Below are 15,918 nucleotides of genomic sequence, written 5' to 3' on the forward strand. Positions count from 1 at the left end.
GAGGTGTTTTCCTATTTCGAAAAACACCTTTCTTTTTTTTGAAAAATAGTATTGAAAATGAATAGACTAAGAGTATGATAAAGGTAATTGGTAATATATAGGTTAAGTGGGAAATCAGTGATGAGGGGGGAGTGTATGAAGGAAGATTTAAATAAGAAAATAGAAGCACTCGAAACGACAATTGAAACGATGCAAGAAGCTCTTTTTGAATTGAAAGCAAAACAAAAAGAAATAGAAGCAGAAAATACTCAGCAACATGTTAGTAAGGAAAAGAAAGAATATATTGAAACTGTAATAGAGAAAAAACCGAAAGAAGAAGTAGTTACAATAAAAGAGCCTGTGCAAGAACATAAGGTAAAGCAAGTGGATATATCTGCTTTTAAACCAGAACCATTTAATATTATTAAGTTTTGCCAAACTTGGTTACCACGCATATTTGTCGGCATTATGTTACTTGGAGTAATCTGGTTATTTAAAGCAGGGGTAGATGCGGGATTATTAACACCAGCAATACGAATTGTGTTCGGTATCGCCCTATCTATCAGTTTGTATTATATAGGGGATATTCAAATTAAACGAGAGCGGCAAGCGTTAGGGTTAGTATTAGCTGGAGGAAGTATTACAGGTATTGTTTTAACGACATTTGCGGCACATTATTTATATGGATTTATTCCAGCAAGTGTTGCATTTGTGTGTAATATCGCATGGGTCATTTTAGGTATTTATGTAGCGAAGAGGTATCAATCGGAATATCTTACTATCTTTGTAGCGGTAGGAGCTTTCTTCGTTCCGTTCTTATTAAATAGTACGATTCCTAATCCGTATATTTTCTTTGGATATGAGACGGTACTAACGCTTAGTTTATTATGGTATGCGTTGAAAAATCGTTATCAGTATTTATATATGATTTCTTATGTTGTTGCAGCTATTGTTCTTTTTGTCTTCTTTGCTGTTATGTCAATGTTAGTAGAGGATTTGCAAGTACAGTTAACAGTTGTTTATGGTTTGATTCACTTACTATTATTTTGGCATATGTTTACGGAGAGAAGTTTTATAGTAGAGCCACGCCTGGCGATATTTAGTGCGAATGCAGTTTTCTTTATATTAGCCATTTCAAAAATACCTGAATTTACAACATGGGGATTAATGATTAGTGCACTCGTGCACGCTACTATGTTCGTGTTTGAATATAGGAAGAGTAGACATTCTACATTTACAAATCTTTTATTTGGCTTCGCAATGGGTGCATTTAGTTTAGCGATTTTATATGAGTATAGTTTAGTGAATGCAGCGATTGTATTATTATTACAAGGTTTCCTCGGTATGGTGACTGCTATTAAAGTAAAACAACAGATAAAATTGTATGTTAGTGCGACGATTTATGCGATTGGAATGATACAGACGATTTTTAGTCCATTTGATCAATTTATTTCGGCAGGCTTTGTTGCTCATATTATTTTAATAGGAACGTTTTATTATTGCATGAGACAAGCGAAAGAAGTGTTAGCGAGTTTTGGTAAGTATGTGTACTCTATAGCACTTTATTGGTTTATGGTTATCGTATTTATTGCAATTACTAGAGTTGGTGAAGTACTTTCTACAGATGGAAGTATAATAAGCGTATCTGTATCATTATTATGGATGGTATATGCGTTATTTGCAGTTTGGTTTGGCCGTTATAGACAGATGAATGAAATATTATATGCTGGATTAATCGTATTAGTAGTAACGGTAGGGAAGTTATTCCTACTTGACTTACCAGAGGTTTCGATGATGATTAGGGCAGTATTATTCCTAATCGTCGGTAGTATAGGTATTGTTATTTCAAGAATGTTTTTCTCAAAAGAAGAGAAGTGAAAAGAAGGCAATCCATATCAGGATTGCCTTTTTCATTATTTTTTATTAATCGTTACAGTTTCATTATATTTCGCTGTTGTATTTTGACGTAGACGAAGCGTTGCTTGTCCAGTTGTATTTGGATCGATCTGTACATTTATAACTTTTTCAGCAGAACCTAAGCTGTTTGTTGTGAAAGAGAATGCACTACTATATCCAAAAGCCGATGGCCAAGTGCCATTTGTATTTTGAACTTTTGCTACTTGTGTACCGCCAGTAGTGAATATACCTAAAGAATAGTTATTATAAGTTGTATTAGGTAGTAAGTTGTTTACTTGAATCTTGATTTGGAACACTTCATTGTTTGGTAGAATGCTAGGGCGTGTAATCACATAATCGTTTGCTGTTACGGCGCCGTTATATCCGTATGAACCAGATTTAAATGTATTTGTATTAAACCATTGGTAACCAGCGTTTGGTGCACTCCAAGGTTCTGGTTGTGGTTCTGTTGATAAGTTTGGTTGTTCAAATGTTTGTAAAGCAGTAGGTGAATCAAGTTGTAAACCGTTTACTTGATCTAAGCTTGTAAATGTCTCTTGTTTCGATAGCCAATTTACGATGTTTTCTAATAAGATAGCATCGTTTTCTTCTTTATAACCATCGTAAGTTTTCTTTGTTTGACCAGAATCTTCACGAACGTACTTTGGCGATGCATCTTCAACAGGAGAAGAATCACCAATAAAGGCAGCTTTACCAAGTCCTACTTTTGCGATTGCAGCATATGGGCCTTCTGCAATACCACCGCCATTATAAACACCACTATCAACAGCGTTATTCCATTTTGATGGATTTTCTGGAAGATAAACAAGTCCTTTTGCTAGTTTTGGGTTTGTAATTGCTAGAGTAGAACCAGCATGCATTGCTACAGACGAAACACCCTTTGTAATTCCGAAGGATTGTTCAGGTGATACAATATTTTTAGCTGAAACATCACCAATTGCATTGTAGCGGAAGCGAATACCGAAGTTGTCAGATAGCCAATCAGAGCTTTCTACTCCTTGCATAGCTTGTGAGTTTGCTTCTTCGTTAGACATTCCTTTTGCTGGATTATCCCAAGCACCGCGTCTATATCCATTAAATACTTCAGAAGAATCCCAACGATTTTTATTACGATCTGCATTATAATGATCGGCAATGAAGAAGATACTACCGCCATTTTTCACGTATTGTAACATAGCATCTTGTTCAGATTTTTTGTACGGAATATTAGCTTCTGGAACGATAAATACATTGTAATTTTTTAAATCGTCGTATGTAATAGGTGTTGATTTACGAAGTTCTTTTACATGATATCCGTTTTGGGCAATGCCGTTTCCGAAGTCAGAAAAGCCGCCGTCAATAACCCAGTCAGCTGTCCCAGCAGTTTGACCGTGTGTATTATCGAATAATACTTTCTTCCCGCTATTTTGATTTACAACTTTTGCAGCAATTTCAGGAGCTGGGTCTACTGAGCTTTCGGCATAAGTAGACGGAATGAACGAAGCCCCTATACTTAGTGTAATTGCTGTTGCTAAAGAAAATGTAATCCATTTTTTATTCTTCATAGAAGAATCCCCCTAATAATAAATATATGTGCTTTAATAATGTAATCTATTTTTTGTGTGAAAGAAAGATAGAAAATATTAAATAGTGTAAAGATAACGTTAATTTGATTGAGAAATATTTGTGTGAATAATGAAAAAATCTCTCCCTAGTAAATAGGAAGAGATTTTGGGCTTAACTAATTTTGGAATTAGGTGTTTCATCAATTTTATGGAACCCTTTCATATAATACACGATAGCTAAACCAATAAGCCAAATTGGGCCAACAATTAATGCAATTCTTGTATCTTCTGAATACGCCATTATCCCTAATACGAGTGCAAGGAAAGCGAGTGAGAAATATGAACTTAATGGATGTAAAGGCATTTTATATGTTAGCTTGTCCTTTTTATCAGTTTGCAATCCTTTACGGAATTTAATTTGAGCGATTAAAATGATGCCCCAAGTCCAAATTGCCCCGAAAGTTGAAATACTAGTGAGCCATGTAAACACTTTTGCAGGAACAAGATAGTTTAATATAACACCAATGAGTAAAACGATAGCAGTTGCTACAATTCCTTGACTCGGAATACCGTTTTTATTTAAACGACCAAATCTTTCAGGTGCTTTCTTTTGCTGAGCTAATGTAAATAGCATACGGCCTGTACTAAATAAACCACCATTACAAGAAGAAAGAGCTGCTGTTAATACGACAAAGTTAATAATCCCTGCTGCTTTTGCGATACCGATTTGCTGGAATGTTAATACGAATGGGCTTCCTTTCTCGCCAAGTTCGTTCCACGGGTAAATTGCCATCATCACGAATAATGCTCCAACGTAGAAGATTAAGATTCTCCAAAATACGTTATCGATTGCTTTTGCGAGTGTTTTTTTCGGATTTTGAGCTTCACCCGCTGTAACACCGATTAATTCAACGCCTAAATAAGCGAATAACACCATTTGCATGGAGAGTAGTAACCCAGAAAAACCATTTGGGAACCAGCCACCATGTGACCAAAGGTTTGAAATGCCGGTAGCGATACCGCCGTTTCCGAATCCGAATAAAATAATACCAGCTCCAACAATTATCATACAGATGATTGTGACGATTTTGATGAGAGCAAACCAAAATTCAAGTTCTCCAAAAACTTTTACGGATAAGAAGTTGAAAGCACTCATTAATAATAGAGCGAGTAAGGCCCAAGTCCAGCGCGGGATATCTGGGAACCAGTATTGCATGTAAATGCCAGCCGCTGTAATTTCAGCCATACAAGTAACAACCCATAAGAACCAGTAGTTCCAACCGGTAATGTAGCCAGCTAGTGGTCCAATATAATCATATGCATATTTGCTAAAAGAGCCGGCAACAGGTTGTTCAATTGCCATTTCTCCGAGTGCTCGCATAATGAAAAAAATAACGAGTCCAGCGATCATATAACCTAGTAGAATAGAAGGGCCAGCTAGCTTAATAGCAGAAGCGGATCCTAAAAATAGTCCAACGCCAATTGCTGAACCAAGTGACATTAAAGTAATATGTCGTTCTTTTAAACCACGGTTTAAAGTTCCAGATTTGTTTGTGTGCTGCATAAGAAGAATCCCCCTTGTAGAGTGAACGATATTTGAATACGTTTGCTAAATATTTAACTATTTCAAATTATAAAACATTTCCATCTGTTATGCTACAAAAATAAACATGATTAACTGTACTACATCTGTACTTGTCAGACTTAAACTTAAAATTCGAACTATTATCGAATATATTGACTCTTCTTTTTATTGATTGTTAAGATTAAGTATTATATTTTCTCACATACTAGTAAGAAAAGAATGTGTGATAATAATTCAGATGTAGGAAGGGTACATAACCATGTTTCAATTACAAAAATATAACACTTCTGTGAAGCAAGAGCTTTTAGCTGGCATCACAACTTTTTTTACATTTGCGTATATTCTTGTCATCAATCCGAAAATATTATCTGATGCAGGTGTACCATTTGAGCAAGCTTTTACAGCAACTATTATTGCGACGGTTGTAGGAACGCTATGTATGGCATTTTTAGCTAACTATCCAATTGTTATTGCTCCAGCTATGGGAATGAATGCGTATTTTGCTTATTCTGTTGTTCAACAGGCAGAGGGGATTACATATGTCATTGCGTTTTCAGCAGTATTTGTAACAGGTATCATTTTTCTTTTATTATCTTTCACTTCATTTAGGCAAAAGCTAATTGTCGCAATTCCTGATAGTTTAAAACATGCAATTGCAGGTGGAATTGGACTATTTATTGCTTTTATTGGATTACGCCTTTCTGGAATTATCGTTGATCATCCATCTAATTTAGTTACGATTGGTGATTTTCATTCTCCAGCCGTTATTTTAACTTTAATTGGTTTAATATTAGCGGCGGTATTAATGGCGTTACGTGTGAGCGGTGCGTTATTTATTAGTATGATTGTGACGGGAGTTATCGCCTTCTTTACAGGGCAACTGAAGTTTGAGGATAAAATTGTTGCGATGCCTCATTTACCAGAAGGAATTATCGTTTCAAACCCAATCAATGCTTTTTCAGATGTAATTGAATACGGATTATATGGTGTTGTATTTTCATTTTTACTTGTACTGTTATTTGATACAACAGGTGCATTACTTGGTTTAATTAAACAAGCGGGTTTAATTACAGATAATACAGAGAAACGTTTTGGTAAAGCGTTTATTGCAGATGCAATTGGTGGGACTACAGGTTCTATCTTTGGAACAAGTCCAACAGCAGCGACGATTGAATCGTCAGCTGGTATTGCTGCAGGTGGTAAAACGGGATTAACAGGTATTGTAGTTGTCGGTCTAACGATTATAACGGCATTCTTCAGCCCTGTGATTGCTTCTTTATCAAGTGTAGCCGCTATTACAGCTCCTTCATTAATTATTGTAGGTAGTTTAATGGCGCAAAGTCTTCGTGATATTAATTGGAATGAATTTGAAGATGCATTACCGGCATTTTTAATTTTCGTTGGTATTCCGTTAACGTCTAGCATTGCGAATGGAATTGCAATTGGATTTTTAGTGTATCCAGTCTTAAAGATTGTGAAGGGGAAAGGGATGGAAGTACATCCGTTACTATACTTATTTACAATTTTATTTGGATGTCATTTATTCTTATAATATAGAAAAGGGGGCTTCTTATGAGAGGCTCTTTTTTTGTGTATAATAAAGTGGAAATCAAATTAGGTGAGTAAAATATAAATTACCTAATGGAATATATATGTTACAATATAAATAGAGGAGGAACATGAATGGCTGTAAGTAAAATAAAAGTCGCGCGTGTTCAGTTAGATTTAACACAGCAACAATTAGCAGAAAAAGTAGGCGTTACAAGGCAAACGATTAGTTTAATTGAGAAGGGGAAATACAACCCGTCTTTAGATTTATGTTTGAAAATCTGTTATGCGGTAGATAAAACATTGAATGATTTATTTTGGGAGGAAGAGGAGTGAGAGGATGAGGATCGTGAAAGATGAACGTTTAATGATTGAGGGGCTAAAACATATTAGACTCGTTTTCATCTTACAAAATATCGTCATACTAGGTATTGTCTTTTATCGCTACGTTTTGCAAGATGTAGGATATGAAAGTGTTTCAGATTTATTAATGGTATTTATGGTCGGGATAATAGTTATTAACTTTTTAAACTTAAAAAATTCAGTGGAAGTGTATGAGCATACAGGGGGAGTATCTCGTAGTTATTTTAGGAAGCTATTATTCATTCCTGTAGGTATTGTTATTGGGATTTTAGCCATTTGTATCGTTGTAACACCGGATATTTCAATAAAAGAAATTAGTATAATGGGACTTATTATGTTTGCTTGTTTTTTAGTTCCTAGTTTGTTTATATACATATATATGAAAAAAATAAAAAGTGAAGATTGAAATATAAGAAAAGCTTTCCCATATTTGCGGAAAGCTTTTCTTATATTCTTTTATACAGTACTTTATGAAGGCCAATCAGTTCAATTTCAAAGATTTCACCATATTCCTGAAAACCTAAGCACTTGTAATAGTCAGCTACTGTAATTCGGCCATTACACCATAATATATTTGCTTTACGTTCTTGCAAGACTTGTACCGCCTTCTGAATTAAGGAGCTTCCAGCACGGTTGTTTCGAAATTCGGGTAATGTTGCCATTCCGCGTAGACGGTAATGAATACCTGCTGGTAAGTCGGGATATATTTCTTTTGAGAAGGAAGCGATACTAATCAGTTCATCGTTTATAAATGCGCCTAAGTGAAAGGTTTCTGTTTCATAGTCGGAAGAGTATTTACAATCTGCTAATGTTTGATTTGGGCGTAAAATTTTTTGACGTAATACGTAAGTTTCAGATCCCTCAATATTTTTCACAGTAATCATATTAACATCCTTTCTTATAAGGCATTTTCTGTTAATTGTATGAAGAAATAGGCAGGTGCGGCGAAAAGTCCGAGTATGCTAGCAGTTCCGAGAAGGAGTGAAAGTAAGAGGCAAGAGTATTTTATTCCATTCGACTTTTTCCATCCGTAACTACAAATTTCAATGCTAACACCGATGAGAATAATAGCAACGAGTATTTCCGCCAATAATAAAAGAGCTAAAGTTACAATAGACATAATGTGATCCATCTCCATAATATGTGATAGTAACATTTTACCATATGAAATGGAAAAAAATGCCCCTCAATTATGTGAGGGGCATTTTCTATTCTAATATGTTTTTCAATGTATCAATATGTTCTTTTGAACCTGTGACAAGCAATGTATCACCATGTTGTAGCCTCGTATCACCATGCGGGATTAATGCTTTATTACCGCGGTAAATTTGAATGACGAGTACATCGCCTAAAAACGGAAGGCGACGTAGTGCAACACCGTTATATGTATTGCTGCGTAGTTCAACTTCACGAACGGTTTCATTTGCTGTTGTAATTAAGCGAACGAGACTCGGTTTATCAATTAGTGCACGTAACAGAATACGTGTAGAGTTAATTGTTGAGAATACGGCGATATGTTCTTGCGTTGCTTTTTCTTGTAGAAGTGGATCTTCTACACTTGCAATAACATGTTCAACACCTAGTTCTTTTGCATGTTCTGCTAATAATAAGTTTTGTTCATCATCGCTTGTTGCAACAACAACGCGGTCTGCATGAAATGCTGTTTGTTCAGTTAATGAAGCGATTGTGATGTCATCTAATTTCACGATAGGAAAGTCATGTGATTTCGCTTCCTCATCATTTATTTTATTTTGACGCATCATATATAGTGTTACGTCATAATCTTCTCGTTTTAAATCAAGTGATAACGGAAGGGTAATTCTGCTTGCCCCAATAATAGAAACTTTTGGTTTTGGTGTCTCTACTTTTGGGAACATTTTTTTAAATAATATAGGTGCAAAAATACAAGTAATAACTGCGCTTAAAATAAGGGAAGCAGATAAACTTGGACTGATGATTCCTAGTTTTTCACCAATTTGTGCAGCTGCAATAACTAAAGAAAGTGTCGATGTTAATAAGATGGCACTTCCTAGTACGATATTACGTGGATACCATTTTCGTAAGACGAGTGATGGTAACAGTTTTGAGATAAAGAGTCCTACAATTAAAATTGGGATCATTAGCATACTAGAAGGTTCTTTGAAAATAGACCAAACCTCTAAGTTTACACCAACCATCACGAAGAAAATAGGAATGAAGAAACCATATCCAATGGAATCCAACTTTTCCACCATATCTTCATTTGGTGATAATAACGATACGAGTACCCCTGCTAAGAAGGCACCTAAAATATTTTCAGCTCCAACAGATTCAGATAACCCAACTAATATTAAGATGAGTGCAAAAACAGCTCGTGTATCAATTTGTACACTACCAGCTTTTAAGCTATCTAAGTATGGAATGTTTTTAAAGCGTTTTGCAACGAAGTAAATAACAATACCAGCGCCGAATAGAAGAAGAAGGAGCCACATGCTTTGGCCGCTTTCGGAATTTAATCCGACGAATACAGCGAGTAAAATCATTGTAACTAAATCTGCAATAACAGCGACTAATAAAATGATTTGTCCGATTGCCGTTTTTCCTAAGTTATTCTCTTTTAATGTTGGTACAACAACACCTAAAGAAATAGTTGAAATAATTAAAGTCATAAACATTGCATTATCCACGAATCCTAGCCATACGAACAGTAATGATAGGGCATAAGATAAGATGAAAATAAATAAGAAGATAATGCTTGCTGCTTGGAATGTGTTTGGTTCGTTTGTCGTATTCTTTTTCCCTTTTTGTTTAAAGATAGAAAAATCAATTTCTAAACCGCTTAAGAACATTAAGAAGATAAATCCTAGTGTCGATAAGACTTGAAGCCACATATCTGGCTCAATAATATTAAACCCACTTTTACCTACAAAGATTCCTGCGATGATTTCTGCAACAACGACAGGAAGTGCTTTTAATTTAAAGCGTTGTAACAAAAGGGGAACGAAAAACGCGATTGCAACGACAACCATAAGTGATAGAACAGAAGTATGATGTTCCATTGCGTTCTCTCCCTTCAAATAAATATAGTACTTATTTAGCCATATAATAGGTAGAAAAGCAACGCATATGAATTCGATTTCATAAAGAAAGAGTTTTCTTAACATTTGTCATAATAAGTATATTTTTCATGATTCTGTTGTTAATTCCGTAATGTGGATGTAATAGGGGAGGGGATAAAGTGAAACTTTAATTAGTGGGATCTTACTGCTCGTTAATGCGGGATAAAAAAAGACTGCTGAGGAATCTCAGCAGTCTTTTTCATGTACATTACATTGAGAAGAAGATCCATACAGTTAAACCAACTGTTGCAGTTGCAACGAAGAAACTGTATATCATTGTAAGGACTTGAACTCTTCCTTCTCCTTCTTTTAAATGCATGAACATAATTAATTGTAATAACGCTTGCGCAACAGCCATTGCGATAATGGACGTTAATATCGTTGAAAGTGGCAAGTTTGTATAAAGTGCCACGTATAAAGCTAGGAACGTTAGTGCAAGCGATAAAATAAATCCGAAAACGTGTGACCATGGGAATCCGCTATGCGCATGCCCGTTTGCTTGATTGTTATTTTGACTCATTTACGCCACCATCCCGTTCAAGTAAACTAGTGTGTAAATAAAGACCCAAACAAGATCAAGGAAATGCCAGTATAAGCTGATAATAAATACTTTACGAGCTGTGACTGGTGTTAAACCTCGTTTTAAAATTTGGATAATAACACAAGTTGCCCAAATGATACCACCTGTTACGTGGGCACCATGCGTTCCAAGAAGAACGAAGAATGCAGATAAGAAAGCACTTGTTTGAAGCGTTGCGCCTTCACCAATGTACATAATGAATTCTTCAATTTCAAAGAATAGGAAACCTGCACCTAAAAGTAATGTAAGGATGAACCATCCAAGCATTGCTTTTTGGTTGTTCTTACGCATTTCGTGAATCACGATACCACATGTGAAACTACTTGTTAAAAGTAGTAATGTTTGAATTAAAAGCGTTTTAAGTTCAAACAGTTGCGCTGGAGTTGGGCCATCTGCCGTACGACCAGCAAGTACTAGATAAGAGGCGAAAAGTGTTGCGAACAGCATAATTTCAGCCCCAAGAAAAATCCAGAATCCTAGGATATTCAATCTGCTTTGCTCGGATTGATATTCCAAAGGTAAGCTTTTATCTAAAGCCGCCATATCATTTCACCTCTCATGCTATATGTTCTGTTTCTTTAATTTCATCAACGCTTACGTAGTAGCCATCATCATAATCGAATGAACGATAGATTAAGCAAGCTAAAATACCAACGCCGCCGATTGCTGCAAGCCAGAACCAGCTAAATACTAATGCGAAACCTGCAAGACCGAAGAATAAAGACGCAATAATAGGCACGCCAGAGTTACTTGGCATGTGAATTGGTTTTAAATCTTCTGCTGCTGGTGTAATTGTTTCTCCACGTTGTTTCATGAACCAGAAAGCATCAGCTTCTTTAATTTCAGGAAGTTTCGCGAAGTTGTAATGTTGTACAGGAGATTGAGTTGCCCATTCAAGTGTACGACCATCCCATGGATCTCCAGTTGTGTCACGTTCACCGTGACGTGCACTCCAAATTACGTTGTAGCAAAGAATTAGGAAGCCGATACCCATCATTACAGCACCAACAGATGCGATTTGGTTTAGCCATCCCCATCCAAGACTTTCAGAATAAGTGTACATACGACGAGTCATACCGTCTAAACCTAAGAAGTACATTGGGAAGAAACAGATGTTGAATCCGCTCATAAAGATCCAGAATGTCCATTTACCTAGGCGTTCATTTAACATATGACCAGTCATTTTTGGATACCAGAATGTGAATCCAGCAAGCATAGCGAACACTGTACCTGCGATTAATACGTAGTGGAAGTGAGCGATTAGGAAGTAGCTGTTATGGTACTGATAATCAGCTGCTGCCATTCCAAGCATAACCCCTGTAACCCCACCGACTACGAAGTTTGGAATAAATGCCAATGACCAAAGCATTGGAACTGTAAAACGAATACGTCCTTTATACAGTGTAAACAACCAGTTAAAGATCTTAACCCCGGTTGGAATCGAAATCGCCATTGTCGAAATCGAGAAGAATGAGTTAACCGCTGGACCTGCACCCATCGTGAAGAAGTGGTGAAGCCATACGACGAAACTCAGTAAAGAAATTGCAACCATTGAGTATACCATCGCACTGTAACCGAATAGACGCTTACGTGAGAATGTACTAATGATTTCAGAGAAAATACCGAATGCCGGTAAAATAACGATATATACTTCAGGGTGACCCCATACCCAGAATAGGTTGGCCCATAACATTGGCATACCGCCGCTCGCCATCGTAAAGAAGTGAGCATCGAATAGACGGTCAAATGTCATTAATGCAAGAGCAACTGTTAATACTGGGAAAGCGAAAATAATGATGACTGTTGTAATTAAGATTGACCAAGTAAACATTGGCATTCTCATTAAAGTCATACCAGGTGTACGCATTTTTAAGATAGTAACAAGGAAGTTAATACCGGTCATTAGCGTACCTAGACCTGAAATCTGTAATGCAATTGCGTAGTAGTTATTTCCTACACCAGAAGTAAACTCTGTACCTGCCATTGGGAAGTAAGAAGTCCACCCAGCGTCTGGAGAACCACCGATTACGAAAGCGATGTTGAATAACATTGCTCCGACAAAGAATAACCAGAAACTTAAAGCATTTAAGAACGGATATGCAACGTCACGAGCACCAATTTGTAATGGTACTACAAGGTTCATTAATCCCATAACGAATGGCATCGCCATGAAAAGAATCATAACTGTACCGTGTGTTGTAAAGATTCCGTTATAGTGTTCAGCATTTAAATAAGTTGTTTCTGGGAATGTTAACTGTGCACGGATCATTAAACCGTCCATACCACCACGGAATAACATGATAACCGCAGAAATAATATACATGGCCCCAATCTTTTTATGGTCAACAGTTGTTAACCATTCGTCCCAAAGCCATTTCCATTTTTTATACTTTGTTAGTACGAAAATGATTGCTAATGTCACAAGAACGATAGAAGCGTCTGCACCGTAAATAATCGGGTCACCTGTGACAAAGAATTCATCAAGCTTCACTGTGTTCACTCCAATCTGTTGGAATAATAGCTATTATTTTTTGTTTTTGTAGTAGTTGTAATCACAATATTCAAGTGATTTTGGATCTACATAACTTAAGTGATGACTAGAGAATGTCATACGACCAACTACACCAGGTTTAACAATTTCGTTGTACTTATCTTCTGTTAGTTTAGGAGCAGTTTGTTGTACTTCTTTTACCCATTTGTCATACTTCTCTTTAGTTTTTGCTTCAACTTCGAACTCCATGTGAGTGAATCCTTCACCAGAGAAGTTCGCACTACGGCCTAGATAAGAACCTGGCTTATCAGCTTGTAAATAAAGATCCATAATCATGCCGTCCATTGTGTACTTCATACCACCAAGTTCTGGTACCCAGAAAGCATTCATTGGACCAACAGAAGTCAGTTTGAATTGAATTGGTACACCAGCTGGGATATTTAAATAGTTAACGGTTTCAATTTTTTCCTCTGGATAACTGAATAACCATTTCCAGTTTGCAGATGTAACATAAATCTCAACTGGTTTAATATGTTTGGACTCTTCCGGAACCTCTTCCGAAGCATAAGTTGCTTTTACTGTTGGAATCGATAATGCGATAACGATAATAACAGGAACAAGTGTCCAAATAATTTCTAATAATGTGTTACCGTGTTGATCAGGTGGCTCATAGTCCATATTCTCTGGTTTTTCACGATAACGAATCAAGATGACTGTAAACAAGATGAATACAATTGCGATAATTAATGACATAAGCAAGAATGACCAAACAATTAAATCATACTGTGCTTTTGCAACAGGTCCTTGCGGATTTAATACTGCGAGTTTCTTATCACAGCCACCGAGGAACAGAAGTAATGATAACGGAAGAAGCGAAGCCAGCTTCCAAAACGTTTTCTTTAGTTGCACGATTGAAAATCTCCTTTCTCCTTGGATTGAAACTATGCCAATAAAACAATATAAACCTATTAATTTATAGATGGCAATAGTTTTTGTGATATTGTTAAAAAATAGACACAAATGCACACTTTTTAAGGTGAATATCATTTGTAACTTGATAACATTGTAAACCATTTTCCAGTGAAAAACGTGATTGTGGAAATTTTAAGATAAATAAAGTTATACCAAGATACCCAAGAAATAGAAAAAAACTATCTTATCATAAGAAAGATAGTTGAATATTTCGTATATTTAGTTTACTTCTTTTTTTAGATTTATTTGTTGTTCAAATGTGACAACTTTTTTATATTTTAATTGGTATAAAATGTAACAAATAATCATAAATGGAATACCACAATAAAGGGCAATTCTCTGATCTGGAATGAAAGCTAAACTAACAAATGTAATGAAATTGAGTGAGAATGCTACGATTGGAACGATTGGATAAAGCGGTGTGCGATATTTTAAATCATTAATGTCTCCGCCGTTTTTTAAGAAGTTTCTACGGAAGAAAAACTGTGAAGCTGCGATTGACATCCAAACTACGACAGCGGCCATAGCTGCAATAGATGTTAAAACTAAAAAGACAGTATCTGCTGCAAATATACTTGTTAATAGAGACAAACTTGCAAAAATTAGACTGAAAATTAATGCGTTTAGTGGCACTCCTTTTTTCGTTAACTTCGTAAAAGCTGGACTTGCCATTCCTTGTTTTGCCATCGCCCAAAGCATACGAGAATTTGCGTATAGACCAGAGTTGGCTACGGATAATACTGCTGTAATAATAACAAAGTTCATAATGTCAGCTGCATATGGAACACCAGCCACATCAAATACAAGTACAAATGGACTTTCGACTAGATTTGCCTCTTGCCATGGGAGTAAACCTACAACAACTGATATTGCTAGGACGAAGAAGAAGAGAGTTCGCCAAATGGTATTTTTAATCGCTTTTGGAATTGTTTTTTCAGGGTTTTCACTTTCTCCTGAAGCAATTCCGATTAATTCTGTTCCTTGGAAGGAGTAATTTACTGTAATCATCGTAAGAAGAACAGCTAATGCACCGTTTGGAAATAATCCGCCATTTTCAGTGAAATTGTGAAGCATTGGCGCTGGTTTTCCATTAAAGTCTAGTAGACCGAACATAACTGCACCACCGAGTACGATGAAAATAACAATGGTTGCGACTTTTACACTTGCGAACCAAAATTCTGCTTCGGCATATGCCTTTGCTGATAATGCGTTTACAAGAAAGAGTGCTGCTGCAAATGTAACACACCAAATCCACGAAGAAACGTCTGGAAACCAACGTTTCATTAAAATACTTACAGTTGTTAACTCTACCCCAACTGTAACAGCCCAATTTAACCAATACATCCAACCGACAACAAATCCAAAACCAGGTGAAATAAATTTGCTTGCATAGCTTTGGAATGAACCTGCTTCTGGCATAGCAACTGATAATTCACCAAGACATAACATCGTTAAATACATAACAAATCCACCGACTAAGAATGCAAGAATAGCACCACCAGGACCGGCGTTATGGACGATTTGACCAGATCCCATAAATAGGCCAGTTCCAATAACACCACCAAGTGCAATCATAAATAGGTGTCTACTTTTCATTGTTCGTTTTAAATCTGTTTGTTCTACTTGTTGATTCATATGCCCCTCACCTCGTTGTTTTCTTGTATGTATGAATTAATTTTCATTCCGAGTTTTTAATCATTAGTGGGGGATGTGACACATACTCGGCTTATTTATTATGAAATGAATGGAGTATGTAAAAATGCGAACTATGACTAAATACTCTAAGAATGTTTTTATTAACAAGGTGATATCTTCACTATGTTAATTATTTCGATTTTAGC

Annotated in this window: 14 protein-coding genes; 4 read left to right on the top strand and 10 right to left on the bottom strand. The window is 36.2% G+C overall.

The genetic code is table 11. The annotated features are described in order from the left end of the window. Window positions 1–135: 135 nt before the first annotated feature. Window positions 136–1,857: a DUF2339 domain-containing protein gene (locus tag KVT31_RS24045; protein WP_088095177.1), complete on the top strand. Its 1,722-nt coding sequence runs from the start codon at window positions 136–138 to the stop codon at window positions 1,855–1,857. A gap of 35 nt (window positions 1,858–1,892) precedes the next feature. Here the strand turns inward: KVT31_RS24045 and KVT31_RS24050 are convergent, their stop codons facing one another. Both KVT31_RS24050 and KVT31_RS24055 read right to left on the bottom strand, forming a co-directional pair. Next, on the bottom strand, window positions 1,893–3,440 hold the full coding sequence (locus KVT31_RS24050; RefSeq protein ID WP_088095178.1) for a DNA-binding protein: 1,548 nt from the start codon (window positions 3,438–3,440) through the stop codon (window positions 1,893–1,895). 172 nt (window positions 3,441–3,612) lie between these two features. Continuing rightward, window positions 3,613–5,004, bottom strand: coding sequence for an amino acid permease (locus KVT31_RS24055; protein WP_088095179.1), 1,392 nt, complete (start codon window positions 5,002–5,004; stop codon window positions 3,613–3,615). A gap of 280 nt (window positions 5,005–5,284) precedes the next feature. Between KVT31_RS24055 and KVT31_RS24060 the strand changes: the two genes are divergently transcribed. From KVT31_RS24060 to KVT31_RS24070, 3 genes are all read left to right on the top strand, one after another. Beyond that, window positions 5,285–6,577, top strand: coding sequence for an NCS2 family permease (locus tag KVT31_RS24060; protein ID WP_088095180.1), 1,293 nt, complete (start codon window positions 5,285–5,287; stop codon window positions 6,575–6,577). A gap of 131 nt (window positions 6,578–6,708) precedes the next feature. After that, window positions 6,709–6,909 (top strand): helix-turn-helix transcriptional regulator, encoded by a 201-nt coding sequence (locus KVT31_RS24065; protein ID WP_000301181.1) that lies wholly within the window; start codon window positions 6,709–6,711, stop codon window positions 6,907–6,909. Window positions 6,910–6,913: 4 nt separating this feature from the next. Then, entirely contained in the window at window positions 6,914–7,342 is a 429-nt protein-coding gene (locus KVT31_RS24070) for a hypothetical protein (protein ID WP_088095181.1), read from the top strand. 40 nt (window positions 7,343–7,382) lie between these two features. On the opposite strand, the gene KVT31_RS24075 is transcribed toward KVT31_RS24070, so the two are convergent. The 8 genes from KVT31_RS24075 to KVT31_RS24110 form a co-directional block, all read right to left on the bottom strand. Continuing rightward, window positions 7,383–7,820 (bottom strand): GNAT family N-acetyltransferase, encoded by a 438-nt coding sequence (locus tag KVT31_RS24075; RefSeq protein ID WP_088095182.1) that lies wholly within the window; start codon window positions 7,818–7,820, stop codon window positions 7,383–7,385. A 14-nt stretch (window positions 7,821–7,834) separates the two neighbouring features. Beyond that, complete coding sequence (locus KVT31_RS24080) at window positions 7,835–8,092, bottom strand: DUF4022 family protein (RefSeq protein ID WP_140392341.1); 258 nt, start codon at window positions 8,090–8,092, stop codon at window positions 7,835–7,837. A 52-nt stretch (window positions 8,093–8,144) separates the two neighbouring features. Further along, a complete protein-coding gene (locus tag KVT31_RS24085; protein ID WP_088095183.1) occupies window positions 8,145–9,974 on the bottom strand; it encodes a monovalent cation:proton antiporter family protein in 1,830 nt (609 codons plus the stop codon). A gap of 268 nt (window positions 9,975–10,242) precedes the next feature. Further along, entirely contained in the window at window positions 10,243–10,554 is a 312-nt protein-coding gene (gene qoxD / locus KVT31_RS24090; RefSeq protein ID WP_063263756.1) for a cytochrome aa3 quinol oxidase subunit IV, read from the bottom strand. Continuing rightward, a complete protein-coding gene (gene qoxC / locus KVT31_RS24095; RefSeq protein WP_088095184.1) occupies window positions 10,555–11,157 on the bottom strand; it encodes a cytochrome aa3 quinol oxidase subunit III in 603 nt (200 codons plus the stop codon). A 13-nt stretch (window positions 11,158–11,170) separates the two neighbouring features. Continuing rightward, window positions 11,171–13,105 carry a cytochrome aa3 quinol oxidase subunit I gene (gene qoxB, locus KVT31_RS24100; protein WP_140392342.1) on the bottom strand — a complete coding sequence of 645 codons (1,935 nt, stop codon included), beginning with the start codon at window positions 13,103–13,105 and terminating at the stop codon, window positions 11,171–11,173. Window positions 13,106–13,138: 33 nt separating this feature from the next. Further along, window positions 13,139–14,014 (bottom strand): cytochrome aa3 quinol oxidase subunit II, encoded by an 876-nt coding sequence (locus tag KVT31_RS24105; protein ID WP_001176180.1) that lies wholly within the window; start codon window positions 14,012–14,014, stop codon window positions 13,139–13,141. Window positions 14,015–14,296: 282 nt separating this feature from the next. Beyond that, complete coding sequence (locus KVT31_RS24110) at window positions 14,297–15,712, bottom strand: amino acid permease (protein ID WP_088095186.1); 1,416 nt, start codon at window positions 15,710–15,712, stop codon at window positions 14,297–14,299. Window positions 15,713–15,918 lie beyond the last annotated feature (206 nt).

Origin of the sequence: Bacillus sp. GbtcB14 (assembly GCF_019091205.1) — a bacterium.
Classification (GTDB): Bacteria; Bacillota; Bacilli; order Bacillales; family Bacillaceae_G; genus Bacillus_A; species Bacillus_A cereus_AG.

What these genes read in the sequence shown, in the direction of transcription:
- KVT31_RS24070 (WP_088095181.1), top strand. Translation starts at nt 6,914, where the DNA reads ATGAGGATCGTGAAAGATGAACGTTTAATGATTGAGGGGCTAAAACAT.
- KVT31_RS24065 (WP_000301181.1), top strand. Translation starts at nt 6,709, where the DNA reads ATGGCTGTAAGTAAAATAAAAGTCGCGCGTGTTCAGTTAGATTTAACA.
- KVT31_RS24050 (WP_088095178.1), bottom strand. Translation starts at nt 3,440, where the DNA reads ATGAAGAATAAAAAATGGATTACATTTTCTTTAGCAACAGCAATTACA.
- KVT31_RS24045 (WP_088095177.1), top strand. Translation starts at nt 136, where the DNA reads ATGAAGGAAGATTTAAATAAGAAAATAGAAGCACTCGAAACGACAATT.
- KVT31_RS24080 (WP_140392341.1), bottom strand. Translation starts at nt 8,092, where the DNA reads ATGTTACTATCACATATTATGGAGATGGATCACATTATGTCTATTGTA.
- qoxD (WP_063263756.1), bottom strand. Translation starts at nt 10,554, where the DNA reads ATGAGTCAAAATAACAATCAAGCAAACGGGCATGCGCATAGCGGATTC.
- KVT31_RS24085 (WP_088095183.1), bottom strand. Translation starts at nt 9,974, where the DNA reads ATGGAACATCATACTTCTGTTCTATCACTTATGGTTGTCGTTGCAATC.
- qoxC (WP_088095184.1), bottom strand. Translation starts at nt 11,157, where the DNA reads ATGGCGGCTTTAGATAAAAGCTTACCTTTGGAATATCAATCCGAGCAA.
- KVT31_RS24110 (WP_088095186.1), bottom strand. Translation starts at nt 15,712, where the DNA reads ATGAATCAACAAGTAGAACAAACAGATTTAAAACGAACAATGAAAAGT.
- KVT31_RS24055 (WP_088095179.1), bottom strand. Translation starts at nt 5,004, where the DNA reads ATGCAGCACACAAACAAATCTGGAACTTTAAACCGTGGTTTAAAAGAA.
- KVT31_RS24075 (WP_088095182.1), bottom strand. Translation starts at nt 7,820, where the DNA reads ATGATTACTGTGAAAAATATTGAGGGATCTGAAACTTACGTATTACGT.
- KVT31_RS24060 (WP_088095180.1), top strand. Translation starts at nt 5,285, where the DNA reads ATGTTTCAATTACAAAAATATAACACTTCTGTGAAGCAAGAGCTTTTA.